The 26,867-nt window shown below is 37.6% G+C and carries 26 protein-coding genes; 15 read left to right on the top strand and 11 right to left on the bottom strand.

The genetic code is table 11. The annotated features are described in order from the left end of the window. Positions 1–2 precede the first annotated feature (2 nt). The 8 genes from BN1243_RS12010 to BN1243_RS11980 all read right to left on the bottom strand — a co-directional run bounded on the left by BN1243_RS12010 (position 3) and on the right by BN1243_RS11980 (position 4,961). On the bottom strand, positions 3–296 hold the full coding sequence (locus BN1243_RS12010) for a DUF5316 family protein (protein WP_062107120.1): 294 nt from the start codon (positions 294–296) through the stop codon (positions 3–5). 104 nt (positions 297–400) lie between these two features. Next, positions 401–892, bottom strand: a complete 492-nt coding sequence (locus tag BN1243_RS12005; protein ID WP_230200189.1) for a VanZ family protein — start codon at positions 890–892, stop codon at positions 401–403. A 202-nt stretch (positions 893–1,094) separates the two neighbouring features. Then, positions 1,095–1,307 carry a YjzC family protein gene (locus BN1243_RS12000; protein WP_062107118.1) on the bottom strand — a complete coding sequence of 71 codons (213 nt, stop codon included), beginning with the start codon at positions 1,305–1,307 and terminating at the stop codon, positions 1,095–1,097. A gap of 143 nt (positions 1,308–1,450) precedes the next feature. After that, the gene (locus BN1243_RS22665) at positions 1,451–1,612 is read right to left on the bottom strand and encodes a hypothetical protein (protein ID WP_230200188.1); all 162 of its coding nucleotides are present in this window, start codon (positions 1,610–1,612) and stop codon (positions 1,451–1,453) included. A 10-nt stretch (positions 1,613–1,622) separates the two neighbouring features. After that, positions 1,623–2,345: an amino acid ABC transporter ATP-binding protein gene (locus BN1243_RS11995; protein WP_062107116.1), complete on the bottom strand. Its 723-nt coding sequence runs from the start codon at positions 2,343–2,345 to the stop codon at positions 1,623–1,625. Further along, positions 2,346–3,008, bottom strand: a complete 663-nt coding sequence (locus BN1243_RS11990) for an amino acid ABC transporter permease (RefSeq protein ID WP_062107114.1) — start codon at positions 3,006–3,008, stop codon at positions 2,346–2,348. Between the two features lie 210 nt (positions 3,009–3,218). Further along, positions 3,219–3,959 carry a transporter substrate-binding domain-containing protein gene (locus BN1243_RS11985; RefSeq protein WP_230200187.1) on the bottom strand — a complete coding sequence of 247 codons (741 nt, stop codon included), beginning with the start codon at positions 3,957–3,959 and terminating at the stop codon, positions 3,219–3,221. A gap of 213 nt (positions 3,960–4,172) precedes the next feature. Next, positions 4,173–4,961: a Cof-type HAD-IIB family hydrolase gene (locus BN1243_RS11980; protein WP_062107110.1), complete on the bottom strand. Its 789-nt coding sequence runs from the start codon at positions 4,959–4,961 to the stop codon at positions 4,173–4,175. Positions 4,962–5,082: 121 nt separating this feature from the next. On the opposite strand from BN1243_RS11980, the gene BN1243_RS11975 reads away from it, so the two are divergent. From BN1243_RS11975 to BN1243_RS11920, 12 genes are all read left to right on the top strand, one after another. Further along, positions 5,083–6,027 (top strand): aldo/keto reductase family protein, encoded by a 945-nt coding sequence (locus BN1243_RS11975; RefSeq protein ID WP_062107109.1) that lies wholly within the window; start codon positions 5,083–5,085, stop codon positions 6,025–6,027. A gap of 77 nt (positions 6,028–6,104) precedes the next feature. Continuing rightward, positions 6,105–7,049, top strand: a complete 945-nt coding sequence (locus tag BN1243_RS11970) for an aldo/keto reductase family protein (protein ID WP_062107107.1) — start codon at positions 6,105–6,107, stop codon at positions 7,047–7,049. Between the two features lie 152 nt (positions 7,050–7,201). Next, a complete protein-coding gene (locus BN1243_RS11965; RefSeq protein ID WP_062107105.1) occupies positions 7,202–8,545 on the top strand; it encodes an MATE family efflux transporter in 1,344 nt (447 codons plus the stop codon). Positions 8,546–8,596: 51 nt separating this feature from the next. After that, the gene (locus BN1243_RS11960) at positions 8,597–9,379 is read left to right on the top strand and encodes a sulfite exporter TauE/SafE family protein (protein WP_062107103.1); all 783 of its coding nucleotides are present in this window, start codon (positions 8,597–8,599) and stop codon (positions 9,377–9,379) included. 15 nt (positions 9,380–9,394) lie between these two features. Continuing rightward, the gene (locus BN1243_RS11955; protein WP_062107101.1) at positions 9,395–9,934 is read left to right on the top strand and encodes a GNAT family N-acetyltransferase; all 540 of its coding nucleotides are present in this window, start codon (positions 9,395–9,397) and stop codon (positions 9,932–9,934) included. A gap of 53 nt (positions 9,935–9,987) precedes the next feature. Then, the gene (uxaC, locus tag BN1243_RS11950) at positions 9,988–11,391 is read left to right on the top strand and encodes a glucuronate isomerase (RefSeq protein ID WP_062107099.1); all 1,404 of its coding nucleotides are present in this window, start codon (positions 9,988–9,990) and stop codon (positions 11,389–11,391) included. Positions 11,392–11,723: 332 nt separating this feature from the next. Continuing rightward, on the top strand, positions 11,724–12,941 hold the full coding sequence (locus BN1243_RS11945) for a S1C family serine protease (protein ID WP_084781897.1): 1,218 nt from the start codon (positions 11,724–11,726) through the stop codon (positions 12,939–12,941). Between the two features lie 171 nt (positions 12,942–13,112). Continuing rightward, on the top strand, positions 13,113–13,826 hold the full coding sequence (locus BN1243_RS11940; protein WP_062107097.1) for a response regulator transcription factor: 714 nt from the start codon (positions 13,113–13,115) through the stop codon (positions 13,824–13,826). Next, on the top strand, positions 13,823–15,238 hold the full coding sequence (locus BN1243_RS11935; RefSeq protein WP_062107095.1) for a sensor histidine kinase: 1,416 nt from the start codon (positions 13,823–13,825) through the stop codon (positions 15,236–15,238). Before BN1243_RS11940 ends, BN1243_RS11935 begins: the two co-directional genes overlap by 4 nt. Positions 15,239–15,353: 115 nt before the next feature. Continuing rightward, a complete protein-coding gene (locus BN1243_RS11930) occupies positions 15,354–16,259 on the top strand; it encodes a peptidylprolyl isomerase (protein ID WP_062107093.1) in 906 nt (301 codons plus the stop codon). Positions 16,260–16,455: 196 nt separating this feature from the next. Beyond that, complete coding sequence (locus tag BN1243_RS11925; protein ID WP_062107091.1) at positions 16,456–18,057, top strand: spore germination protein; 1,602 nt, start codon at positions 16,456–16,458, stop codon at positions 18,055–18,057. Beyond that, the gene (locus tag BN1243_RS11920; RefSeq protein WP_062107089.1) at positions 18,057–19,286 is read left to right on the top strand and encodes a Ger(x)C family spore germination protein; all 1,230 of its coding nucleotides are present in this window, start codon (positions 18,057–18,059) and stop codon (positions 19,284–19,286) included. Before BN1243_RS11925 ends, BN1243_RS11920 begins: the two co-directional genes overlap by 1 nt. 65 nt (positions 19,287–19,351) lie before the next feature. On the opposite strand, the gene BN1243_RS11915 is transcribed toward BN1243_RS11920, so the two are convergent. After that, a complete protein-coding gene (locus BN1243_RS11915; RefSeq protein WP_062107087.1) occupies positions 19,352–20,470 on the bottom strand; it encodes a GerAB/ArcD/ProY family transporter in 1,119 nt (372 codons plus the stop codon). 127 nt (positions 20,471–20,597) lie between these two features. On the opposite strand from BN1243_RS11915, the gene BN1243_RS11910 reads away from it, so the two are divergent. Further along, positions 20,598–20,825 (top strand): YczF family membrane protein, encoded by a 228-nt coding sequence (locus BN1243_RS11910; RefSeq protein ID WP_062107085.1) that lies wholly within the window; start codon positions 20,598–20,600, stop codon positions 20,823–20,825. 49 nt (positions 20,826–20,874) lie between these two features. On the opposite strand, the gene BN1243_RS11905 is transcribed toward BN1243_RS11910, so the two are convergent. Together BN1243_RS11905 and BN1243_RS11900 are read right to left on the bottom strand one after the other, a co-directional pair. Beyond that, entirely contained in the window at positions 20,875–21,342 is a 468-nt protein-coding gene (locus tag BN1243_RS11905; protein WP_062107083.1) for a hypothetical protein, read from the bottom strand. A 6-nt stretch (positions 21,343–21,348) separates the two neighbouring features. Beyond that, positions 21,349–22,353: a DUF3231 family protein gene (locus BN1243_RS11900; RefSeq protein WP_084781894.1), complete on the bottom strand. Its 1,005-nt coding sequence runs from the start codon at positions 22,351–22,353 to the stop codon at positions 21,349–21,351. 276 nt (positions 22,354–22,629) lie between these two features. Here BN1243_RS11900 and cas9 point away from each other — a divergent pair, with 276 nt between their 5' ends. Together cas9 and cas1 are read left to right on the top strand one after the other, a co-directional pair. After that, a complete protein-coding gene (cas9, locus tag BN1243_RS11895) occupies positions 22,630–25,806 on the top strand; it encodes a type II CRISPR RNA-guided endonuclease Cas9 (protein WP_230200319.1) in 3,177 nt (1,058 codons plus the stop codon). Between the two features lie 157 nt (positions 25,807–25,963). Beyond that, on the top strand, positions 25,964–26,863 hold the full coding sequence (gene cas1 / locus BN1243_RS11890; protein WP_062107079.1) for a type II CRISPR-associated endonuclease Cas1: 900 nt from the start codon (positions 25,964–25,966) through the stop codon (positions 26,861–26,863). The last annotated feature ends 4 nt before the right edge of the window (positions 26,864–26,867 follow it).

Raw genomic sequence — 26,867 nt, 5'->3', positions numbered from 1 at the left:
GATTAATGTATTATAGCATCAAAGACAATTAAAACAAATGAAACTATAAAATTAGGAATAGCAATCAACAAAAAGTTTTTGGCCCAACTATTTCGCTCTGCTTCGCTGTCGGCATCTGATTTCTTTTTAGTTGGATATTCTCTCAACGACACCCCAGCTAAGATGCCAGCTAGCAAAATGGAAACGATGGCTGTTAATCCTGTAATCCGGGTTGCCAAGAACCAATCATTGGCCACTGCACCAATCATAATGCCTATTAAGGCAATAAGACAGCCAAAGGTGGAAAAGCGGTCCATATTTTCGCCTCCCTTCATCTTATTATATGCACAGATACAGTAAGCGTTTACAAAGGAGGCGAAAGACATTTAAAAAGAGAAAAAAGCATGCGAAATGCACACTTTTAACGATTATTTGCAACCAAAAAAAGGGAAACCTTTTTCCCGAACCAATGGAATAGGGCGTACAAACTATATCCAAGCACTGCTCCCGCCGTATTAAAAACGAGATCATCCAATGTACCACGCCTAGTCATTGTGAAAAAGGTTTGGGTTAGTTCGATTGTTAAGGACCCGCAAAAGCTAATGAAGAGTAAAACTCCAAAGCGTCTGCACGATCTAAACAAAATCGGCAAGAAAATCCCTAACGGAAAGAATAAAGCGATATTCCCTACTGAATAGAGAGTTTGAAGCTGCAGGTCAGACATATGACTTAGTTCATAAAAAAGCCGATAATCGAAATGATATCCACTTTTTCCACCCGAAATGCCAAAAGGGAGATTCCATTGAAATGGTTGCATCGTTAAAAACACGACAGACAACAGATAAAAAACGAATCCATTTAATAGGAACTCCTTCAATGGCTGCAGCCGATATTTTTTTCGTCTACTTACCATCCAGAGAAGGTAAATGAATCCAAAGGCTATGATGCCAATCCTCACCGTTTCAACGCTCCCTTATAGTACGATGTCTTTTTTCTTTCCATAGTAGCATAATGGAAGTCGAATATGCCACTAGCACTAAAAGTAGCAGAACCAATGTTTGAAATAGTTTGTAGTCAATAAAAAGCTGCCAAGTAATAAACCCGGCAGCTCTATCTTATACTTCTAAAATCCATTTATGTTGACGATTTCTTGTTTTTTCTTCTCCCTTGTGTTCAATTTTCACCGTATACGACTTCAGGTCTGGAAGGGTGCCACCTTGTTGCAATTCTACACGTTCCGGATTTTTCACCTTCCCGCCACCATGTCCAACCTCTACATAAGTACCAGCTACAGGTGCATTACTTCCTGGTTTTAAAAATGGATTCATTTAAATGACCCCGCTTTCATATATGATGTATTTATTATAACAGTAAGAGGGTGGTCACTTTTTCCTAAAATCGGCTGGAAAGTAAATTGAATAGAATGGACTAGTGATCTTCCTCTTCCTTGTATAGAACTGGCTTCCCATTTTCATCGACCTAGTACGGTCATGCCGCCACCATTGCCAAGCATATTCTCCGCATCTTGTACATTCGTTTCTGTGTCACGGATAATTCGAAATAATCCATTGTCCCTTGTGTATAAACAACTTAGAATCTTTATTTGTTCTCCCCTTATTAAGAAAATTTCCAACAGGAATAGTCTACAATATTTTACTTAAAAACTCTTGCGTACGCGGGTTTTGTGGGTGATCAAATATTTGTTCTGGGCTTCCTTCTTCCATCACAATTCCTTCATCCATAAAAATAACCCGATCGCCAACCTCGCGTGCGAAGCCCATCTCATGTGTGACGACGACCATAGTCATCCCGTCATCAGCAAGATCTTTCATAACTTGAAGAACATCCCCAACAAGTTCTGGATCTAGTGCTGATGTTGGTTCGTCAAAGAGCATGACTTTGGGGTTCATCGCAAGTGCGCGCGCGATGGCGACTCGTTGTTTCTGACCACCTGAGAGGCTGTCGGGATAGATATAGGCTTTATCGGAGAGTCCCACCTTTTCCAATAGAGGTAAAGCCGTTGTTTCTGCCTCTTCTCGAGCGATATCCTTCACTTTTATAGGTCCAAGTGTTACATTTTCCAACACAGTCATATGGGGGAAAAGGTTAAAATGCTGGAATACCATACCAACTCGTGAGCGTAGTTTGTTAATGTCAACGCTAGCATCAATTAGATGAACACCATCCATAACTACATCTCCTGAAGTAATCTCTTCTAGTAAATTTAAACAGCGTAAAAACGTACTTTTTCCAGAACCGGATGGCCCGATTACACAGACAACCTCGCGTTCCGCAATTTCCGCATTAATACCTTTTAAAACTTCTAAGTCGCCGAATGATTTATATAAATTTTCAACAGTAATCATTTAGACATCTAACTTCCTTTCCAATCTCTGTAAGTAATACGAAGTAGGGATCGTAATGATGAGATAAAGGATACAGACCATAATTAAAGTTTGGAAAGCAGAAAAGGTCGTGTTGTAATATTCCTTTCCTCGATAAAGAAGTTCTCCAACAGCGATGACAGAGAAGAGTGAGGTGTCCTTTAAACTAATAATAAATTGATTTCCTAAAGGCGGAATCATTCGTTTAAATGCCTGTGGCCAAATAATATAGCGCATTGTTTGTTTTTCAGTTAGTCCGATCGACCGTCCTGCTTCATGCTGGCCTTTATCGATGGATTTTACGGCCCCGCGGACAATTTCGGAAATATAAGCGCCGGCATTAATAGTAATCGCGATAATAGAGGCACTAAATTTATCAATGTTAAAACCGATAATATCTTCCGTTAACCCATTGTAAATAAACAAAACTTGAACGAGAATGGGTGTACCACGTACAACATCTACGTAGATGGCGCAAATTCCGCGAATGATTTTACTTTTAGATAAACGGCCGAGACCAGTTAGTGCACCGAGGATAAATCCAAGAATTAAGCCAATGATCGTGATGGCTAGTGTCCAGACTAAACCTTGGAGAAGGAAGGGTAGACTTTGAATATAGTGACTATTGACAATGGTATCTATCATTCATTTATTCTCTCCTTGGTTATTTGTTTTAGAAAAGCGTGCCATAAAGGGGGCATTCCCATGACAGTTGTATGGCATTTTATATGGCGAAAGCGCCACGAGAAGAGTTCTCATGCCACTTGTCTAGCATTTTATATGGTGTAAGCGCCACGAGAAGTGCTCTCATGGCACTTATCAGCGTTTTACATTGTGAATACGCCACGACCACCCTTACTCATCCCCAAGCCACTTTTCAGCCGGTCGTTCTCCAAAGTATTTTTCATAAATTTCAGCATAAGTTCCGTCTTTAATCATGCTTGCCAGTGCTTCATTGACATCATCTACTAATTCTGAGTCCTTTTTAAAAGCAATCCCGTAGGATTCACCTTGAAGGATATCACCAGTAGTTTTTAGTTCACCTTTGCCTTCTTGAGCAATAAAATATTGGACATTTGGAAGATCGTAAAGAGCCCCATCCAGTCGGCCTTCTTGTAAATTCATATAGGCTGTGACAATTTCCGGGAAAGCTTCAATTTTCGCATCAGTATGTTCTTTGAGATAAGATTGACTTGTAGAACCTTGTCTAGTCCCGATCTTTTTACCGTCGACATCATCAATCGACTGAATATCACTATCAACCGGCACCATTAATATCATCCCAGAATCATAGTATGGGTCAGAAAAATCAAGTGTCTCTGCTCGGTCAGGTGTAATTGACATCCCGGCAATGCCAATTGGATAACGTCCCGATTGCATACCCGTTAATAATCCCTCGAATTCCATCGTTTCAAACTTCACATCAAATCCAGCCCTTTTGGCGACCTCCTTCATCAATTCAATATCAAAGCCTTCTAATTCACCTGTTTCAGGGTTTAAATATTCAAATGGTTTAAAATTGGAGTCTGTTGCAACCGTGTATGTTTTACCGGATCCACCTGTTTTACTTCCACATGCTACGAGTAAAGTCAGCAATGACAGTATGACAATCAAAAACAACCAGCTTTTCTTAAAAATAATGGACACCCCTCGAGTATTTTTTTACAGCTATGTCTAAGGCTATTAGGTTAGTAGGGGGAATATTCTTAAAATGGTAGAATTGGAGGGTTTGGGAAGATGCTACTAAAGTTATGTTTAAAATAAATAAAAAAAGGGAAGTCAGCATGAACTTGACTTCCTTTGAAAATTTTATTTAACTAACCCAAGTGATTTTAATCCATTAAAAATCCCTGAATCCTGAACGCTCGTAGTCTTATGTTTTGCATAAGTAAAAACTTGCGGATTCGCATTGCCCATCGCAAAACTTTCACCTGCGATGCTGAGCATTTCTTTATCATTCAGTCCATCGCCAAAGGCTATCACATTTTCCAGTGTAATGCCCATAACTTCTATAACTTTTTGGACGGCGCTTCCTTTATTAACACTCTCTCGAATGATGTCATAACAGTGAAGCAATGCCTCAACATTAACTTGTGATAGTCTGTATGATTGATCAAATTGGTAAAGTGCCTGTTCTTCTTCTGCCAAATTGATCAGCGTTCCCCCTAAAATCTGATCAGCGACTTTATCTGTATATAATTCATTTTGCCTTAATTGGAATATTTCGATGACATCTTGAACGACTGGTTTGTCCAAAGACGTTAGATAATTTTTTTCGCTCGTATATAAGACGAGATCATGATTATGTTCTTTAGCAATCTCTAAAAAGTGCGTTACAGCCCCCACTTCCATTGGTTCTTGTACAACCACTCTGTCCTGATAAAGAGCAAAAGCTCCGTTGTACCCAATGAAGGAATGAACATTTAGCTCACGTCCTAATTCTCTAATTTCATGAAGAGGTCTGCCAGTTGCAAGGAATACTTCAATCCCTTTTTCTTGGACTTGAAAAATCGCCTCTTTTGTAGAGGAATCATATGTATGATCAGGTTTAATAATCGTTCCGTCAATATCTAAAAATAAAGCTTGATAATGGGACAAAATAATCTCTCCGTATCTTTTGATTTTTTAGATAGTTTACCATACTTCTTAATTGACAGGGAATAAGAAATCGATAATGCTTAAGAGAGTAGGCTGTTTTTTCAAAAAAGGAGGAATCCAATTGAAGTATCGGAGACTTGGACGCACAGGTTTAAAAGTTAGTGAAATTAGTTTAGGCAGTTGGCTTACGTATGGGAAAACAGTGGAAGACAATACCGCAACAAAAATTATTCATAAAGCCTATGAGCTAGGGATCAATTTCTTTGATTCTGCCAATATTTATGAACGCGGTGAAGCCGAAAAAGTTATGGCCAAAGCCTTAAAGTCATTTCCGCGTGAATCCTATGTGATCACAACGAAGGCATGGGGAAAAATGGGGGATGGCCCGAATGATCGCGGATTGTCGCGCAAACATGTTTATGAGCAGGTGCATAATAGTTTAAAACGAATGGAATTGGATTATGTCGATATCTTTTATTGCCACCGTTATGACACGGACACACCAGTTGATGAGACTCTTCGTGTTATTGATGATTTAGTTCGGCAAGGGAAAATTCTCTATGTTGGTGTCAGTGAATGGACAGCTGCGCAAATTGAAGAAGCAGTGGGAATGGCCGACCAGAAGTTACTAGATCGTATTGTCGTTAATCAACCGCATTATAATATGTTTCATCGCTATATTGAAAAAGAAGTCATTCCTGTTTCGGAAAAGTATGGGATTGGTCAAGTCGTATATTCTCCGCTTGCTCAAGGAGTGTTAACAGGGAAGTATTCGAGTGGTAAAATTCCCGAAAACAGTCGTGCTGGGAATGATGAAATTAATTTAGGTGTAAAGAACTTTTTAAATGAAGATGTATTGAACAAAGTCACTCAATTAGATCATCTAGCTAAAGAATTAAATACAACATTACCTGCGCTAGCAATTGCTTGGATTTTACGGCAAAAAAATGTGGCAAGTGCGCTCGTTGGGGCAAGTCGTCCTGAACAAATTGAGATGAATGTTAAAGGTAGTGATCTGGAACTAACGGCAGAGGTACTCGAAAAAATTGAAGAAATTTTAGCCTGAGTTGATTTCTTGACACGGCTGAGAAAATATCTAATCATATAAGAGTAGTATGAATTTATTGTAAAGGGGAAATGGCAATGAAGTACCGCAGACTGGGACGCACTGGCTTGAAAGTGAGTGAAATTAGTTTAGGGAGCTGGCTCACTTACGGCAAATCAGTAGAAGATGATATCGCAACGAAGACGATACATAAAGCTTATGAGTTAGGTATTAACTTTTTTGACTCTGCAAACGTTTACGAACGCGGGGAAGGCGAAAAAGTAATGGCTAAAGCGCTAAAAGAATTTCCGCGTGAATCGTATGTGATTACGACGAAAGCCTTTTGGCCAATTGGTGAAGGCCCGAATGACAGAGGCTTGTCCCGTAAGCATGTTTTTGAACAAGTTCACAATAGCTTGAAGCGGATGGACTTAGACTATGTAGATATATTTTATTGCCATCGTTACGACCCAGAAACTCCAGTTGACGAAACTTTAAGGGTAATTGATGATTTAATTCGTCAAGGCAAGATCCTTTACGCAGGCGTCAGTGAATGGACAGCTGCTCAAATTGAGGAAGCGGTAGGAATTGCAGATAAATATTTATTAGATCGAATTGTTGTCAATCAGCCCGTTTATAATATGCTCAATCGTTATATTGAAAAGGAAGTCATTCCTGTATCAAGTAAGTATGGAATTGCTCAAGTTGTTTTCTCACCGCTTGCCCAAGGCGTGTTAACTGGTAAATATTTGGGAGGCCGCGTACCTGACCAAAGCCGAGCTGCTAATTCTGAAATCAATAACTTTATTCAAGGAATGCTCACAGATGAGGTGAATAACAAGGTTGCCCAGTTAGACCAACTAGCAAAAGAGCTAGGCACCACTTTACCAGCGCTTGCGATCGCTTGGATTTTACGTCAACCAAATGTGGCAAGTGCCCTTGTTGGAGCAAGTCGTCCAGACCAAATTGAAGCGAATGTCAAAGGCAGCGAATTAATTTTGTCTGCTGAAGTACTTGAAGAAATTGAAGGAATTTTGGCCTAACTTTCAAGATAAGCCTGAGTAATGGATAAATTGAAATATCCACTACTTGGGCTATTTTAAATACTTTTTCAAAAAGGATTCAAGATATCACCTTTCCAATAGTCAAAATGTTATAATTATAGATAGTTAGAATTAGAAAGGATATCATCTGCATGAGGCAAGACAATTTTACAAGTGGCCCTATTGGAAAACAGCTGCTTGTCTTTTCTATTCCGATCTTAATGACTAACTTACTGCAAACCTCCTATCAATTCATTGATAGTCTTTGGGTTGGAAATTTACTTGGAGATACGGCGCTCGGAGCGATTTCTGTTTCGAGTACAGTTATTTTTACGGTTCTGTCCTTTATCATTGGAGTGAATAATGCTACCTTGACAATTTTATCCCAGCTAAAAGGTAAGAATGATGATGCTGGGTTAAAAAGTTACACGAATGCTTTTATAGTGATTTTAGGAAGTATCGCAATTCTCCTTGGTATTTTTGGTTTCCTCTTTTCTGAAACTATTCTCAAAATACTAGGAACTCCAGACGAGATGATCAAAGATGCGGCAAGCTATTTACAAATTAACTTTTTAGGAATCCTTTTTCTTTTTGGTTACAATTTTATCGGAACGGTCTTTCGAGCACTTGGCAATAGTAAAACACCACTTAGATTTGTCCTCATTGCCGTTGTTCTCAATACCGTATTAGACCCACTTTTTATTTACGTGTTTAAATGGGGAATTCAAGGTGCAGCTTGGGCTACCATTCTCGCACAAGGAGTCGCATTCTTATATGGATTATGGATTAGCCTCCATCATAAACTTATTCCTTTTTCTCGCCCTGCTCTTCCCAAAAAGGAAGAGATCACACTTATATTAGGGCAGGGAATCCCATCTGGACTGCAAATGACGGTTATTTCGGCTGGATCTGCTGCCATTATGAGTGTTGTAACAACGTTCGGAAGTGATACAGTTTCCGGATTTGGAGCGGCGCAACGTTTGGAAAGCCTGATTATGCTTCCAGCCCATGCACTTGGAACAGCCGTAAACAGTATGGCTGGGCAAAACATTGCTGCGGGCAAATGGCGACGTGTCCACAGGATTACTATGTATGCAACGTTCATGAATCTGACCGCTATGCTGATCATCGCACTCATCGTATTTACTGTTGGTGGTTGGGGAATCAGGATGTTTATTGCGGATGCTGGGGCTGTCGGGTTTGGAACAACTTACATTAAAATTGTTGCTTTTTTCTTCCCATTTTTAGGCTTTAATTTCGTTTGGAATGGAGTGGTTAGAGCTTCAGGTGCAGCTTTTCAAGTTCTTATGTTAAATGTTATTTCCTTTTGGTTATTACGCTTTCCATTGACATGGCTTTTTGCACATCAACTTGGTGAAAAGGGAATAGCGCTTGGAATGGGTATTAGCTTTGTAATTAGCAGTGTATTTGCCTTTTCATATTATCGCTTTGGAAAATGGAGTAAAAAGGAATTATTTGAAACAAAAAATGAATAAGTGATGCACCATTTACGATTAAAGAAGTAGACATCATAGGAGGCAGGAACAATGACGATTCTATACTTCTTAGTAGGGTTGGTTGCATCGATTATTGGAGCAATCGCTGGGCTTGGCGGCGGCATTATCATCAAGCCTGTACTTGATTTTCTAGGTCATTATGATGTTACAACAATCGGTGTTTTGTCCTCCTCAACAGTTTTATCAATGGCCATTGTATCGTTAATAAACGCGTTTCGATCAGGTTCAAAGGTTAAATTGAAAATTGGGATCACACTAGCGGTTGGATCCATTGTTGGAGGGCTAATTGGTAATTTTATCTTTGAAATATTAATAGACTCTATGAAGAACAAAGATTTTGTTACGGTGATCCAGGCTGGAATTTTAGCGATTTTAATGACTTCCATATTTATCCTTGATCATAAAAGAAAGAATATGCGTACAGCTAACTTAGAAAACATTTTCCTTATTTTTATGGCAGGTATCGGTTTAGGCGGAATCGCATCCTTTCTCGGAATTGGCGGTGGTCCGTTAAATATTCCCATTCTAATGCTCGCGTTTTCTATGACCGCAAAGGAAGCAGCACTTAATTCTATTTTTATTATTTTCTTTTCCCAAGTATCTTCTTTACTTTTAACAGCAACAACTACAGGATTTTCACCATTTAATCTTGAAATGCTTTGGGTAATGATTGTCGGTGGAGCACTTGGAGGATGGATTGGAAGAATGATTTCTCGGAAAATGGACGATGCCCACGTAGTTAAGCTTTTCCACATTCTATTGCTAGTCGTGTTAATTCTTAATATTTATAATATGATAAACTATCTTATTTAAATGGAGGTGGCGTTCATGTTCGTACATAAAGTTGATGAAGAGCTCTATTTGAAGTTGGTTGAGCTTCAAGATGCAGAAGCGCTGTATCAACTAACCAATCAATCTCGTGAATATTTAAGAGAATGGCTGCCTTGGCTTGACACGACTAGAAGAGTAGAGGATACAACTCGATTTATTGAAGAAAGTTTGAAAGGATACGCCGAACATAAATCACTAAATACGGTCATTCTATATAAAGAGCAAATGGTTGGAGTGGCTGGTTTTAATGAATTTGAGTGGTCGAATAGGGTTGCGTACATCGGCTATTGGCTTGCAGAAGAGTTTCAAGGGAAAGGCATTATGACTAGAGTAGCAGGTTCCCTGACAGACTACGCGATTCAAACGCTAAATTTTAATCGGGTAGATATTAGGGCAGCAGTGGAAAATAGAAAGAGCAGAGCGATCCCGGAACGACTAGGGTATACTGAGGAAGGAAGGATCCGCGAAGCAGAATGGCTTTATGACCATTATGTTGATCATATTGTCTATGGAATGTTGGCAAAGGATTGGAAATGAAAGTAGAGGGAGTATTAAACTCCCCCTTTATATAAAAATCGGAAGGTGATAAAATGAAAAAGTTTATGGATGAAACATTTCTTTTAACAAATGAAACCGCTTTAAACTTGTATGAACAATTTGCGAAGGACATGCCAATCATCGATTACCATTGTCACTTGAGTCCCAAAGAAATCTATGAAAATAAGAAGTTTGCAAACCTGACAGAAGCGTGGTTAGAGGGAGATCACTACAAATGGCGACTATTACGCGCTAATGGCGTCGATGAGGATTTGATTACAGGTAATGCTGATGATTATGAAAAGTTTCTTGCTTGGTCTAGAACTGTTCCAAAAGCGATTGGGAATCCGCTTTATCATTGGACCCATTTGGAGCTACAACGCTTCTTTGGTATCACAGATATTTTCAATGAAAAAAATGCTCCTCTTATTTGGGAAAAGGCGAATGCCGGGCTGCAAGGAGAAGGGTTTGGAGCAAGAGATTTTATAATAAAATCAAATGTGAAAGTAGTTTGCACGACGGATGATCCAACAGACACTTTAGAATATCATCAATTGATTAGAGATGATGAAAGCTTTTCTGTAAAAGTATTACCAAGTTTTCGTCCCGATCAAGGACTGGAAATCAACGCAGAGGGATTTTTAAGTTGGGTAGAAAGGCTTGGAGATGTATCAGGTATATCAATCACAAATTTTGATCACTTTTTAGCGGCCTTGGAACAACGGATTGAATTTTTCCACTCACTTGGCGGGCGAGTGTCAGATCATGGAATCAATACACTCCTTTTTGAATCGGCAACGAAAGAGGAGGCTGAAGCCATTTTTGAAAAGGCGTTACATGGTGAGAGAGTTTCATTGGAAGAAGAGAAAAAATACAAATCATATACATTGGTATTTCTAGGGAAACAGTATGCTAAGCGTAACTGGGCTATGCAATACCACATGAATGTCCTTCGAAATACGAATACGAGAATGTTTGAAAAAATTGGCAAAGATGCCGGTTTTGACAGTATGAACGATGGTTTATTGGCTAATCCGTTAAAGCAATTATTAGATACATTGGATCAGGAAGATGCCCTTCCGAAAACCGTACTATATTCATTAAATCCTAACGACAACTTTATTATTGGTACTATGATTGGCAATTTTCAAGGTGGCGGGATTCCGGGTAAAATCCAGTTTGGAACCGCCTGGTGGTATAACGATCAAATCGATGGGATGAGAGACCAAATGAGAACACTTGCTAATGTCGGCCTATTTGGTCAATTTATTGGAATGTTAACAGATTCCAGAAGCTTTCTATCTTATACAAGGCATGAATATTTCCGCCGTATTCTTTGCAATTTAATTGGTGAGTGGGTGGAAAACGGCGAATATCCACGAGATATGGATACGCTCGGTGAGATTGTCGAGGGAATATGCTATAAAAATGCGCAAGAGTATTTTCAATTTGTTTGAAATTGACTGAAATGGTACCGCTCGTGAGATTCTCATGAGCGGTTTTTTCTGTGTGAAATTCTGTACTTTCTATTGTAAACTTCCGACTCCATATGTTTATTTTTCGAAATTGCATAGGATTCTTTTGAGTTTTGGTGAAATTCATATGAATAAGCGTTGGAATTTATCGAGATAAGCTCACAATTTTTTAAGTAGGGGGGATTCCTCTATGCACCGAAGATCCCCCAACATTGCATCTGCTCAATCTTCCCAATCCCTTCAATATTTGTTAATAATTTGTTCATAACTCCGCTTTATCATGGAAATAGATAAAAACAAGGAGGACGAACGAGATGGAAAGAAATGACCAAGAGATTATGAATATTTCAGAACAACCTAAGAGTCGTTGGAAAAAGGGAAAGAGGGTTGTGAAGAAGGTTGTTTCAACTGTCGGTGCTGGTGTCATCGGATCTGTTTTAACATTGGCTCTAGCAGCAAATACATCGATTTTGAAAGAAGAACCGCAGAATCAACCACAAGCTGTAACGACAGCAAAAGCGGAAACAGACCAATCTTATAATGTTGAAAAACTTTCAACAACAACATCACTAGCAGATATGGTTGAAAAAGCTTCAAAAGCAGTCGTTGGGATCGTCAGCAGCAAAAATCAACAAACGGGTTTTTTCCCAAATAATCAAAGTAGTGGAACGTCATCTGGATCGGGTGTTATTTTCAGAAAAGATGATAAGGAAGCTTATATTGTAACGAATAATCATGTTATCGAAGGGGCAGATAGCGTTGAAATCTCCCTTGAAAATGGTACAAAAACTGAAGCAGAGCTAGTTGGAGCCGATGCACTAACAGATTTAGCGGTTTTAAAAATTAATGCTAAAGACGTGGAAACAGTTATGGAATTTGGCGATTCCGATACACTTAGAGCTGGAGATTCTGTCGTGGCGATTGGAAACCCGCTTGGACTTGAATTTTCCCGTACGGTCACACAGGGAATTGTTAGCGCAGTGAATCGAACAATCAGCGTGGATACTTCAGCAGGAAATTGGGATTTAAATGTAATCCAAACAGATGCTGCAATCAATCCAGGAAACAGCGGTGGCGCCCTCGTAAACATGGCTGGTGAGCTAGTAGGTATTAATAGCTTGAAGATTGCCGAAAACGGCGTAGAAGGACTTGGATTTGCGATTCCAGCTAATGATGCTAAGCCGCTTATTGAAGAAATGATTAAAAATGGAAAAGTTGCGCGTCCTTACATGGGGATTGGGATGGTTGATTTAGAACAAGTGTCCCCGCAGTATTTGCAACAATTACCAAAAGGTATTGAAGGTGGAGTGATCATTACATCTGTTGACCCTGAATCTGCGGCTGCGAAGGCTGGTCTAAAAATAGAAGATATTTTGGTTAGTATTAATGGACATGATATTAAAAATTCCACTGACTTAAGAAAAATGTTGTATACAGAGCTAAAAGTTGGGGATAAAGCATCATTGCAAGTTTATCGAAATGGAAAAACGGAAACCTTCTTCATTGAACTAACAGGCTACCCAGAAAATTAAGTTGGAATCTTATATCCCCCTTTTGCATAAACCTCCTGCCGATGTGGGAGGTTTATTTTAAGTGTAGCGCTATGCAACCTAAGAAGTTTGTAGGCGTTATTCGAGCGCATTGCTTTTTTTCTTGCGGTTATGAGCGATCTTCAATAAATTAGTTATAGGGGGTGCTTCAACTTGAAAATATTAGTAGTAGAGGATAATGAAAATGTGGCAACGATGATTGAAATGTTTTTTTCCAAGGAAGGAATTCAAGGTGAATTTATTACCGATGGAATCAAAGGGTTTGAACGAGCTCAGGAAGATGGCTGGGATTGTCTAATTCTTGACTGGATGTTACCTGGAATGGATGGAATCACAATATGTCGGAAAATCCGTGAGAAAAATAAGGCTGTCCCGATCATTATGCTAACAGCGAAAGATACAGAATCTGATCAAGTGCTTGGATTGGAAATGGGTGCAGATGATTATGTAACAAAGCCATTTAGCCCATTAACCTTAATGGCTCGTATAAAAGCGGTCACACGCCGTTACCATTCTCGGGAAGCTACTCCCACTAATTTTATCGAAACAAATCGGTTTAAAATAAATAAAACGACCCGGGATGTAATGCTTGACGGGCAACCAATTACAAACTTAACCCCAAAGGAATTCGATCTGCTTTGTCACTTCGCCCAACATCCGAAACAAGTCTTTTCCCGTGATCAATTGTTAGAAAAAGTATGGGGCTATGACTTTTATGGAGAGGATCGCACAGTGGATGTTCATATTAAACGTTTGCGAAACAAAGTAGGAACTCCAGAAGAGCCCTTTTTCAAAACTGTATGGGGGGTAGGTTACAAATTTGAAGAGGAATCAGAAGAATCCAGCCACAAAGGTCAAAATAAATGAAATTTAAATACTTCTACCAACAATTAGGTAGTCATATAGGGGTTATTATTTCGGCTCTATTAGTTTTAAGCTTACTTTTCACTCATTTTATAGAGAATCTTGTTTATGAAAATAAAGCTGATGAGTTAACTTCTTATGGAAAAAATATACTTACTGATATCGAGCAAAGCCAAAGCTCAAGAGCTGTTTTACAACAATATGGCAATGTCCTTTTAGGACGGGACATCCAATATAGCTTGTTCGATACTAATTCTGCGATCATTTATTCAACTGGAAGCGGTGCTATTACAAAAATTCAGGAGAAGGAATGGCAAAAAATCCAAAAAGGTTACACCGTTGTTGTCAAAAAGGATTTTAAACGGCAAGAGGAAGGAGTTACTTACGTTTTACTTCCTTATATTCATCAGGGCCAGTTCGTTGGTGGAATTTTACTAGCGTCCCCAATTAAAGGTTCAAGGGATATCATTTCGCAAATTAATCAATATTTATTATATACAGTGCTCATTGCTTCGGCGGTTGCTCTATTATTAAGCTGGATTCTATCAGCCTTTCACGTAAAAAGACTTAAAAGATTGCAAGCCGCAACTTCGCGAATTTCGAGTGGTGATTATTCTGTGCGGACTCCTACTTCTGACTTCGATGAAATCGGTGAACTTTCAAAAGACTTTAATCTTATGGTTCAAAAGTTGCAAACATCCATGGAGGAAATCGAAGGCCTTGAAAATCGGCGCCGTCAATTTATAGCTGATGTCTCACATGAAATGCGAACCCCTCTCACGACGATCAGTGGGGTCATTGAAGGAATTCGAAATGACATGATCCCTGAATCCGAAAAGGAGCGGGGAATGCTACTTGCTAGTAAAGAAACGAAACGGTTAATTAGACTTGTGAATGAAAACCTTGATTATGAAAAAATCCGCTCTAATCAAGTGAAGCTCAATAAAGAGGAGATCCAGCTTTCCGAAGTGCTCGAGATTATTAAAGATCAATTAGATATTCAGGCCGAGGAGAAAAAGAATCAGATTATTGTTGACGTTGATGAAAATGTGATGATCTATGCAGACTATGATCGACTCATGCAAATTTTAATTAACATTACTAAAAACAGTATCCAATTCACTCAGGATGGTATCATTACGCTTAGAGGTATGAAAAGGCAGAATGAAACTACCATTGAAATTGAAGATAATGGAATTGGAATAGACCCAGATGAAATTGAGAAAATTTGGCGGCGCTTTTACAAAGCAGGAGTTTCCCGAACAGCAAATCCATATGGAGAATTCGGACTCGGTCTTTCCATTGTTAAACAGCTTGTTACTTTACACAATGGACAAATCAACGTGACAAGTGAAAAAGGGAATGGAACGATTTTTACTTTGTCATTTCCATCTAAAGAAGGATTAGGGGGATAGGGAAAATAATTACTATCGAAACTTTTTTCAAATTCATTTAAAATAGTAATAGTTTATTCATATTTACATGGTAAACTATGAATAAAGACGAGCAAATAGAGGAGGAACAGATGGTATGAGTCATAAAAATCATCCAAATCAAAAACCATCAAACAAAAAGTTTACTATATCTGTAATCGTACTCATTATCATTGGGGTAGCTGCTATTTTTACTACCGCTTTTGTGAAAAGAGAGATTGTAGCTAATATTGATGGTGAAAAAATTACAAAAGCTGCATTGCAAGAAAAACTTGTAGAGACATATGGTAGCTCTACTCTAGACCAAATGATCGATGATATGGTTGTGGAACTCGAAGTAAAGAAGGCTAAGATAACTATCCCTGAAAAAGAAATTAATGAAGAAATGGACAAGTTTATCGAACAGTCTGGTGGCGAGGAAGCTTTCAATACTGCGTTGCAGCAACAAGGTATGTCTAAGAATGATTTCAAAAAGAATGTTGAGCAATATTTATCTATTAATAAAATCCTTGAACCACGGATCGAATTGACTGATGACGAAGTTAAAGAATACTTCGATAAGAATAAAGCTTCTTTTGATGAGGCTGAGCAAGTTGAAGCAAGTCATATTTTAGTTGAAGATGAAAAAACAGCAAAAGAAGTAAAGAAAAAGCTAGATGAAGGTGCAGACTTTGCAGAACTAGCAAAAGAGTATTCTACAGATGACTCCAATAAAGATAATGGTGGAGAACTTGGTTACTTCCCTAAAGGGAAAATGGCTCAAGAGTTTGAGGATAAAGCCTTTTCTATGAAGGTTGGAGAAATTAGTGATCCAGTTAAAACTTCTTTTGGCTATCACGTCATTAAAGTAACAGATCACAAGGATGCAAAAGAAGCTAAATTTGAAGATCATCAGGAAGAAATTAAGGACACATTGCATGATCAAAAAATTAATCAAGAATATTCCGTGTGGTTGAATGAGAAGAAGGCGGAATATGATATTAAGAAAACATTAGAGCAATGATATAGCAGAGAAGAGGAACTTGCGGAATTACAATTCCAAAAGTTCCTTTTTTTTCGTAATCGTAAATCCTCCAGCGAGCATTGCCCCCTCATTGTTGAACTGGCACCGTTAAAATAAAGCCTTCCCCCTTTTATGTATAGAAAGAGCTAAGTATGGAAAAAAGAAGGAATAAAAGTAAAGAAAGGTAACCTATTTCATGCCCTCTTTTTTTAAGCGTTTGAAAAAAAGTTTCAATAAATTAAACCAACCTAAGATAGAGATGGATGGCATTCTAGATACGTCACTTATCGCTAATCTAGAATACATAAAAAGTAGGACAGGAAACAGCACTGATATTATTATTCGGCACCATGTAATTGGCGAAAGTCCAGGTATACCCTTAGCTATTGTTTATATTGAGGGGCTTGTCGATATTCAAACTGTCAACGAGTTTATAACAGAATCGATTATAAAAGGGAAGATTCCTGTATTCGAAAACCCAAAAAGTACTATTGAAAGTCTGAGGAAAAATGGAATTACCCTTGGAAATATCAAAATCACAGATAAGTGGGAAGATCTATTTTTGTCCTTAATGGGCGGAGATACCATTATTCTTGTTGATGGAGTAAGCGAAATAATCATCGCCGGTACAAGAGGCGGAGAAACAAGGTCTATAGAAGAGCCGAATAATCAGGTTACAGTTCGTGGACCACGGGACGGTTTCGTAGAATCCATTCAAACGAATATAACTTTAGTTCGGCGAAGAATTAAAAATCCAAACTTATGGATCGAATCTATGCAAATTGGAAAACAAACGCAGACAGATGTATCTATTATGTTTTTAAATGGGATTGCAAATGAAAAAGTTGTTGAGGAAGTTCGACGGAGACTAAAAAAAATTAACATTAGTGAAATTTTAGAGTCGGGTTATATAGAGCATTTGATAGAAGATCAGACATACACGTCTTTTCCGACGATGTATCATACAGAGCGTCCTGATACAGTTGCTGCGAATATACTTGAAGGAAGAATTGCCATTTTTGTTGATGGTACACCATATGTATTATTAGTCCCAGCTGTGTTTATCCAATTTTTTCAGGCTGTTGATGATTATTATTCTCGCTTTGATATTGCCACTGCTGTACGGTTCTTGCGAATTTTAACATTTCTTTTATCAGTTATTACTCCTTCAGTTTATATTGCAGCGACAACCTTTCATCAAGAGATGATTCCGACTCAACTGTTAATTGTCATTGCTGCACAACGAGAAAATGTCCCTTTTCCAGCGTTTATAGAGGCCTTAATGATGGAAATCACTTTTGAAATTCTTAGGGAAGCAGGTATACGTATGCCTAGACCTGTCGGGAATGCTATTTCTATCGTAGGTGCATTAGTAATTGGCCAAGCAGCTGTTCAAGCAGGGATTGTTTCTCCCGCTATGGTTATTATCGTTTCCATTACAGCTATTGCCAATTTTGCTTCTCCGTCTTTTGCTATGGCTATTTCTGCGCGCTTGATTCGCTTTTTATTTATGGTATTAGCTGCAGTTATCGGTTTCTATGGGGTTATATTAGGAATTATTTTCTTAACTCTCCATTTATGTAGTCTACGCTCATTTGGTGTACCGTATATGACTCCATTAGCGCCTGTATCTCCAAGTAATTTACAGGACACGTTTATTCGGACTCCACTATGGATTACTAGAAGACGAGCCAATTTGATTAAGCAAAGAGACCTTAGCGGGGAAGAACAACCAGAACCTAAGCCACCAAAACCAAGAAGGATTTACAAAAAGAATTCGCAAGGTGGTAATTCCTAATGAAATGGAACGTTATGGTTTTTTGCCTATTATTATTTGTCTCATCTGTTTTGCTTTCTTCGTGTTGGAGCAAAAAGGAATTAATTGACTTGGCAATTGTAGCTGCTATAGGGATTGATAAAGGGGAGAATAAGGAATTTAAAGGTACCTTTCAAATCTTTAACCCAGTAAATACTGCAGGTGGGCTACAAGGAGGAAATGCTGGTGAAGGAACATCTGTTCAAGTTTATACAACAGAAGGTGATTCTTTAGTTGATGTCAGCCGGCGTATTTCAAATAAGCTTTCTAGAAGCGTCTATTACTCTCATGCAAGTTTAGTTGTAATTGGTTCAGAATTAGCTGAAGAAGAAGGAATTCTTCGTATTATGGATGCGTTGGATCGGGATGTGGAATTTCGAGATACATCTAAGATTGTTCTCGCACACGAGGGCAGTGCAGAAGATTTATTAAAAGTCTTAACCCCAATAGACAAAATACCCGCCGAGAAAATTGTAAAGACGATGGAAGCTTCTGAAGAGCGATGGGGCGAGCAAATGGAAGTGAATCTTCAGGAAGCTATTAGTACGCTGATCAATCCCGGAAAAGAATTGATGCTGCCTGTATTTAAAATAGATGGTTCAGCGCAGGAAGGTAAGGAATCGGGAAATATTCAAAGTTCTATACCAAAAACAATCATTGTTGCAAACGGATTGGCAATTTTTAAAGAAGGGAAAATGATAAGTTGGTTGCAAGGTGATAAGGCTAAAGGTGCTTTGTGGGTATTAGATAAAATTAACGCAACAAATATTGAAATTGATTGGGAGGAAGAGAATAGCGTAATATCCTTCCAGGTTGATAAATCTCAGTCAAAGATAAAGTTAGAAATGGTGAATGGGCAACCTCAATTCATCATAAAAGTAAACTTTAGAGGAAGCATAGGAGAGGTAGAGATTCCTCTCGATATTACAGAGCAAGAGGTTGTGAATAAGATTGAAAAGAAAGTGGAAAATAAAGTTGAACAGATAATCAACAATGTAATAGAAGATGCGCAAGAAAAGAAAACGGATATATTTGGATTAGGTTCGGAGTTGCATTATTCACATCCTGAAGAATGGAAAAAAGTGAAAAAAAATTGGAATAACGATTACTTTCCGGAACTAGATATAAAAGTTGTTGTGAATGCGGATGTCGTCAGAACAGGATTACGTGGCAACCCATTCTGGCTCCAATTGCAGGAAAATAATAAGTAATATTGGTAAAAGGCAAACGATGAACAATCGTTTGCCTTTATTAGAAAGATAAGAATGAACATGGGTTACATATTTTTTCTCTGCTTTTTATTCCTTTTCTTTTTATTTTTGTAAAAAGCAATAATAAATAATAGTAAAGGGAAGATTACTTGAAAAGGTAATTGGATAAATAAGGGGACGATTTGTAATCCTTCCTTCATATGCTCTACTATATTTTGCGCAAGCGCGATTGAAAAAAATAAGACAATAAACCCAATTGGAAAAGCTAAATGACCAGGTCGATCAATTTTAAACAAATCGGCTGTTCCAACCATTGCGGCATAAAATAAAATGCAAATTTTAAAGAAACCAAGAATGACTAAACTTAACATAAAGAAGATATCTAGCCTCTCAAGGAATTGAGCAATTTGAATGGATTGGATCGTACCTAATAACGGGAAATAAGATCGTATAACTTTATCAATACCTAAAACACTAATACTAATACCCATACTAATTGCCAAATTGGCTCCAGCTAGCCATAAGCCTAATAATCCTGTTATCCGCAATTTCTTTGGATTATTTAAATAAGGAAAGATCATAGAAAATGCAATGATTTCACCAAAGGGGAAAAACACTACTTGAGAAAAGGCAACCTTTGCTACATTTTTAAATCCATCTTCTAAGAATGGTTTTAGATTCTTCAGGTCGATTAAGCCAGACATAATAATTAAAATAAATCCACCGATTGCGAGGATGTAGATGAAAACAAATAGTAATTCTCCAGTCCTAGCAATTACCTCTATTCCCTTTCGTGCAGCATAGATAATGACTAGAAGCATGAGCAAGTGATTGAAGATTAGCGGTGTTTCAGGATAACCAGTGATTGCCAGCATTTCCCCGAATTCCCGTAAGATCCTTGAGGCAAGATATAAAAAATAGACTATATATAAAAAGGCAATAATTCTTCCGAAAAACTTACCGATTATTTTTTGCATATATGTAGTAGGAAGCATATCAGGATAATAGTGAAAAAGTTGGGAATGCAATAAAAAAATAAAAGATCCACCAACCATTCCTAGTAATATAGCTAGCCAGGCATCCTGTCTAGCATCTACACCTAGGGGGAGTAACAAGGCACTACCAAGTTCAAACAAAATGATTAAAACAAACAATTGATAAGAACTAATTTTTGCTTTTTCCATCGACTCATCCTCCCCTTGACTAGCGATAAGGAGTTCATAATGTTTGGTTTATCCACAATGGGTCACTTTTATACAAAAAGCGGCAGATCTACTGATAGATGAGCAAAAAAATTAGGAAGTGATATTATTGAAAATAATCGGGATTATTTTTTTAATTACTATTACGCTATTATTGCTTTCCGTTGGTGTAGATCTAATCTTGGGGATTGGCTTGAAAGCATCCATTTGGGGGAATATTCTTCCTTTTTCGTTTATGGTGCCTGCAGAAAAAGTGATCTTTGTTCTTTATCCAATTGTGATTGTTAGTCAACTTATATATTTTTTTATTCAAAAAAGGAGGAAATCTAAAAATTAGTTATGATTCGTTTTCTAAATAAAATGGGCAATTAAAAGATGTATAACTTTTAATTGCCTTTTTTCACATACTGCCTTTTTACGAGGAGGTGTTTTATTATATTCCCACTAAAAATTCCTGGAATTACACATATCATAGGTAGCCAAATTGGCCCTGGTAGAATTCCGAAAATAGAAAAACTTGAAGAAAAAATGGTTCCTACCGTTACAAAATAGGCACAAAAAACGAAGGGTAAAAAGGAATAGGGATCTTTCCCACCTCCCGCATCTCGATAGGCGTCCCAAATTGCGAAAAAATAGATACACGGATAGAACATTAACCATTGATAATCAACGCGATTAATCGCTTCTTCAATTTTTCCATGAAAACTCAATATAATAATTTCATTAAATTTGGAGCGATTATTAATAATGATTTCCAAAGCAAGTAAGACAATACCTTTTAAAAATTTGCCGTTTAAAAATTGCCCAAAGCCAGGGAAGGCGATACTCCAAAAAAGTTTTTCTTTAGGGTTCACACTCGCTTAGCCTTTCGCTAAATCTTTTCGATTAGGAGCGGAGGGAGGTTTCTCCATCCAACTATGTGCAATCATAATATTTGTCCCATCTTGTACTAGTTCCCCAACTTCAATCATTAAACGGCTATAAGCAGTGCCTAAATCCCTTCTTGGACTTCCTGCCAAACTTTGCCCATAAAAGACCATGCCAGCATCCATTAAGGCTGATAGATGAAACATGATTAATTTATCGGAAAATACTGGATCCTTTGCGGTTGTAACAGTTAAATTTGATGAAACTGGTGTCGGTAAATTACATTCAGAGAGAAATTTGCCAAACACAGAGCTATGATGTTTGGCAATTTCAGAACATCTAACGCTAAATTTGCGAACTTCTTTTGTTTGCGCTATTTGGGAAAATCCCGTCGCTAGCGCTCCACCGAGTGTATTTCGATAAAGATTCATAAATAAGAATGAAATCTCCGCGCTTGTTAAAGGGCGCTGATCGCCAATCCATCCAGCCAAAAAGTGATCCTTATTGACAAATTCTATTTGAGTAGGATAAGGAATCTGTGGAGGACGGATATATAATCCTTTTTGAATTGAAACATTTGTTGCACGATTAAATAACTCGGCAGATGATCGGAGACAAGCAGTAAAATGTTCGCGGACATCATTACGAGCTGAAACGGTCAAGGCGTGGCTATATGCGCCCATTCCCATTATTCCAATATTTTGGACATAATGAAGAATGACTTCATCACTAAAGAGTCGAGGTGCTTTAGTATAAACATCCTGATCTGTGAAACCCATTGGTATTGGGAGACCTTCGCCTCTAAATAACTCTCTGTCTAAATCGATGTGCATCTTCGATAAATCTAACGCATATTCAACACATGACTTAATGTCAGGATCCTCCACATGTTCCAAGAAATAGCTTAAAACACAAATAGACATCGAATCGTTAGAATAAGCCATATAAAACGTAGCCAATTCACTTGTAGTTAATTTGATATGCTCATGGGAACTCACTAATTATTACCCTCCTATAATGAAAGTAATGATAGCATTCCCCAAAATCGGAAAGGTATGTGGAGGGATGTAGGGAAGCTGTTAAAGACGTGCCTGGCACGCCCCGAAATATGTCGAATGAATAAACAGGATATATCCATTTGGATATTAAAAGGTGTAGGAGAAAAGGTGATGAAATATTGATTGAATGAAAAATCAGATATATCTATCAAAGGATATTTGGTATTATAGTCCTAAAGAGATATTTCTTAGGGGAGTGTGGAAAAATTGAGAAGGGTGTTGGGGCTTGATATTGGTGTTTCTTCCGTCGGATGGGGGATCATTGACCAAGACAGTGGAGATGTCATTGACGCTGGGGTAAGACTGTTTGAAGAGGCTGCACGTAATGCTAATGAGGATCGGCGAAGTTTTCGTAGTTCGCGCAGATTGAAGAGGCGGAGGACACACCGTTTGGAAAGAGCAAAAAGTCTTTTCGAGTACAATGGATTACCTTCTGAATCAATTGGGAAAATGGATCCATACCAAGCTAGGTATAACGCTATTTTTGGAGAGGTATCTAAAGAAGAATTAGTTGCAGGGTTATACCACTTAGTAAAAAGAAGAGGAACAACGCTTGACTCACCCGAAGATGAAAAATCGAGCGGCAATGAACTATCGACTAAAGAACAATTATCAAGGAATAGGAAATTTCTAGAAAACCGTTATATCTGTGAAGTCCAATTGGAACGTCTTTCAAATGGTCATGAAAAAATTAGAAATCATGAAAATAGGTTTCGCACAGAGGACTATGTGAAAGAAGCACGTGCGATATTGATAAGACAACAACAAAGATATTCGGAAATTACGGATGAATTTATTGAGGATTTTATCAATATCTTAAAATCAAAACGTGAATATTTCGATGGTCCTGGATCTGAAAAGTCACCAACCCCCTATGGGCAGTATTATTTAGATAAAGACGGGAAATTAGCCTATACATCCATGATTAACAAGATGCGTGGAATATGTACATATTTTCCTGACCATCTTCGCATTGCAAAAATGTCATATACAGCCGACTTATATAATCTTTTAAGTGGCGATTTAAACAAATTATTGATCAATGGTGAATATCTCACTTATGAAGACAAACTTTACTTGATTGATCATTTTATCAAAAAGGGCAAAAATATTACCCTTACACAAATTCTAAAGTATAAAGGTATTTCGGATGATTCAGATGTGAGTGGATATCGTATTGATTTGAAAACCGACAAACCAATTTTTACGGAATTTACAGGATTCAAAGAACTTAAAAAGATCGTAGACAAAAATGATTTGCCTTCATCCATCCTAGAGGACATAGATTTAATTGACGACATTATTGAAATATTAACGGCAGAAAAATCTTATTACAGGCGAGAAGAGCAATTAAAGCCATTGTTTTCGGAATATGATCAAGAAACTATTGATAGAATAGTTAATGCTTTTAAGGAAAGTACCTCCTTTAAGGGTTACCACGCCCTATCAAAAAAAGCAATTGAACTAATTTTAGAGGATCTATGGTACACAAACAAAAATCAAATGGAATTGTTTGCGGAAAGAAAACTAGAGGAAAAACGCCTTTCTGACTTGAAGACTCAAACAAAAGTTATGTTTGATGGTGATGCTATTCTTAGCACTGTTGCAAAAAGGGCGCATCGTGAGGCAATTAAAATAGTCAATGAAGTGCGTAAAAGATACGGCGAAATGGATGCCATTGTAATAGAAACAGCACGAGAGAAAAATAGTGAGGAAAAAAGAAAACAATATTCCGATTTTCAAAGAGAGATCGGTAAGCATGAAAAAGAAATGGCCAAACTTTTAGGAGTGAAATCATTAAAAGATCTTCGGCTTAATAGCAAACAACATCTCGCATTAAAACTTTGGGTGTCTCAGGATAGAAAATGCATTTATTCTGGTAGAAGTATCTCAATTAATGATATTGTACAGGATCCCTCAAAATTTGAAATTGACCATATATTACCTGTTTCACTATCCTTTGATGATAGCCAAGCAAATAAAGTTCTTTGTTATCACAGAGAAAATCAGAAAAAGGGACAAAAAACACCTTTTCAATATTTTTCAACTGGACAAGCATCACGTTCGTTTGACCAGTTTAAGGTAGAAGTTTTGAACTTATATAAGAGTAGGAAAATCAATAACAAGAAAAAGGATTACTTGCTTGAAATACGAGATATTGCTCATAATGAGGAATTACAAAAAGAATTTATTAATCGAAATCTAGTAGATACACAGTACGCAATGCGGAGCTTTTCTATGTCTCTTCGTACTTTCTTTAACAGTCATAATATTGATACGAAGGTGTTATCCATTAGGGGATCCTTTACTGCAGCTTTTAGACGAAGGGCTAGATTAAATAAGGACAGAGAAGAAAGTCATGCCCATCATGCTATTGATGCTCTGATTGTTGCGGCAATAGGACGTATGCCCATTTTTGAGTTCCTTAAAGAGTTTGATATGAGTGAAGAAGGTGTTGTTGTTAATAGAGAGACTGGAGAAATATTGGAAGAGAATGAGTTTTTTAAACATAAATACCTCTCTTTTATACGAAATCTAATGAATTATGAATCTAAGGTGAAATATTCTCATAAGGTCGATCGTAAAGTGAATCGGACTATGTCGAATCAGACGATTTATGGAACGAGGGAGAAAGATGGAGACACGTATTATCTTGGGAAGGTATCTAATATTTACAATCTGGATAAACATGGTGTTGAACCATTATTAAAGAGACTTGAGAAAAGCCCTAATAGCTTTCTTATTGCTGAACATAATCCAAAACTTTTCGAATTGATACAGCTTATTGTAAAAGAATATAAAAATGCGGATAACCCTTTTAAAGCTTATTATAATGATCATGGTTATGTTATGAAGGATGGAAAAGTTCCGGTGAAAACTTTAAGATATCGTGATCGTAAGTTGGGTGTCCACATGAAAATCACGGATAAGTATCCAGGTGCTAAAAGCGATGTGGTCTTACTAAGCATTAAGGGGGTTAGGGTGGATCTTTATAAGAATGCTGAAGGTAAGTATAAATATTTGGGCGTCCCTTATCATTGGTTTAAGCAGCAAGGGAATAAATATGTATTAGACATGGAAAAGTACAATGAGGAAAAAATGAAGGATTATAAGAAGATTGATGACACATTTGAGTTTCAGATGAGCCTTTATAAGAATGATTTATTTTCTTTTGAAAGGAAAGAAGGTTCTTACTTTAGGATTTTTAGAGGAGATGCGATGCCGAGGGACAATAAAATAGAGGTTGATTTCATAGATAAGAAAAAACAAGATCGAAAAGACGGCTTTCTATCCCCATCCACATTTAAAAACATAGTTAAGTATAATGTCGATGTTTTAGGCAATACTTATAAAGTGGAAAAAGAAAATTTCAAAAACACTTTACAACTATAGTAGGATGGGGTATCCTAAAGGGGCAATGGAGACGTCTATTGCCCTATACCAAAAGCTGGGAGAACCTGTCAAAACAAGGGTTTATCCCGAACTCAGAACCCCATTTTACTGGGGTTCTTTTCTTTTTCTCTGAAAAATAGTAGGGGAGGAAGATTGAGTGAGCTGGAGGATTATTTATATTTCAGAAGCGGAAGAAATGAAACTCTATCTTGATAACTTGAAAGTTGTGAAAGAAGAGCAGGAAATTTTAATTCCTCTTTCAGACATTCACACCATTGTTGTAGACAACACTAGAACTGTAGTTACTGGGCGATTAATGAATAAGTTAGCGGAGTATCATATTTTGCTAATCTTTTGTGATGAATCCCATCATCCAAATGTTTTCTCTATTGGACTTTATAGCCACTATCGTGTTTATGGAGTTTTGTATCAACAAATGAAGTGGTCTGATGATGCAAGGGGAGAGATGTGGCAAAAAATTATTCAGATTAAAATAAAAAACCAGGTATCCGTACTTCAGTATCTTGACAAGGATCCGAGTGTAATTTCAAAAATGAATACGCTGTCAAATAATGTTCTATTTGAAGATTCTAGCAATCGTGAAGGACATGCAGCAAAAATCTATTTTAATGAGTTATTTGGGACGGATTTTCGTAGAGAGCGGGGGGCTATTGATACGTATAATGCGGCTTTAAACTACGGGTATATAGTGTTAAGGGCATGTTTTGCTAGAACAATAGTAGCGTATGGGTTACATCCGGCATATGGCATTGGTCATCGAAATCAATTTAATGCATTTAATCTTGTCGATGATTGCATGGAGATTTTCAGACCGGTGATAGATTTGTGGGTCTATATGACTGCAGGGGATTCGGATTATTTAAATCGGGAAATGAAACAAAATTTAATTCGTCGTTTAAGTGCTAAGATCAATATCGGGGGTCAAAATCAAACTGTATTAAATGCCATAGACTTATATATTCAATCATTTATAAAAGCAATGAACCAAAATGAATTGGATATATTAGTTTACCCACAAGATGGCATCGCCATATAGAGTT

It is taken from the genome of Bacillus niameyensis (assembly GCF_001375535.1).
GTDB lineage: Bacteria > Bacillota > Bacilli > Bacillales > Bacillaceae_C > Lederbergia > Lederbergia niameyensis.
The sequence above is the reverse complement of the archived record's forward strand: the minus strand, read 5'-3'. Positions and strand labels throughout refer to the sequence as shown.

Excerpts from the sequence above, each read along its gene's own strand:
- BN1243_RS12010 (WP_062107120.1), bottom strand. The coding sequence starts at position 296 with ATGGACCGCTTTTCCACCTTTGGCTGTCTTATTGCCTTAATAGGCATT.
- BN1243_RS12005 (WP_230200189.1), bottom strand. The coding sequence starts at position 892 with ATGGTAAGTAGACGAAAAAAATATCGGCTGCAGCCATTGAAGGAGTTC.
- BN1243_RS12000 (WP_062107118.1), bottom strand. The coding sequence starts at position 1,307 with ATGAATCCATTTTTAAAACCAGGAAGTAATGCACCTGTAGCTGGTACT.
- BN1243_RS11995 (WP_062107116.1), bottom strand. The coding sequence starts at position 2,345 with ATGATTACTGTTGAAAATTTATATAAATCATTCGGCGACTTAGAAGTT.
- BN1243_RS11990 (WP_062107114.1), bottom strand. The coding sequence starts at position 3,008 with ATGATAGATACCATTGTCAATAGTCACTATATTCAAAGTCTACCCTTC.
- BN1243_RS11970 (WP_062107107.1), top strand. The coding sequence starts at position 6,105 with ATGAAGTACCGCAGACTGGGACGCACTGGCTTGAAAGTGAGTGAAATT.
- BN1243_RS11965 (WP_062107105.1), top strand. The coding sequence starts at position 7,202 with ATGAGGCAAGACAATTTTACAAGTGGCCCTATTGGAAAACAGCTGCTT.
- BN1243_RS11960 (WP_062107103.1), top strand. The coding sequence starts at position 8,597 with ATGACGATTCTATACTTCTTAGTAGGGTTGGTTGCATCGATTATTGGA.
- BN1243_RS11955 (WP_062107101.1), top strand. The coding sequence starts at position 9,395 with ATGTTCGTACATAAAGTTGATGAAGAGCTCTATTTGAAGTTGGTTGAG.
- uxaC (WP_062107099.1), top strand. The coding sequence starts at position 9,988 with ATGAAAAAGTTTATGGATGAAACATTTCTTTTAACAAATGAAACCGCT.
- BN1243_RS11945 (WP_084781897.1), top strand. The coding sequence starts at position 11,724 with ATGGAAAGAAATGACCAAGAGATTATGAATATTTCAGAACAACCTAAG.
- BN1243_RS11935 (WP_062107095.1), top strand. The coding sequence starts at position 13,823 with ATGAAATTTAAATACTTCTACCAACAATTAGGTAGTCATATAGGGGTT.
- BN1243_RS11930 (WP_062107093.1), top strand. The coding sequence starts at position 15,354 with ATGAGTCATAAAAATCATCCAAATCAAAAACCATCAAACAAAAAGTTT.
- BN1243_RS11925 (WP_062107091.1), top strand. The coding sequence starts at position 16,456 with ATGCCCTCTTTTTTTAAGCGTTTGAAAAAAAGTTTCAATAAATTAAAC.
- BN1243_RS11920 (WP_062107089.1), top strand. The coding sequence starts at position 18,057 with ATGAAATGGAACGTTATGGTTTTTTGCCTATTATTATTTGTCTCATCT.
- BN1243_RS11915 (WP_062107087.1), bottom strand. The coding sequence starts at position 20,470 with ATGGAAAAAGCAAAAATTAGTTCTTATCAATTGTTTGTTTTAATCATT.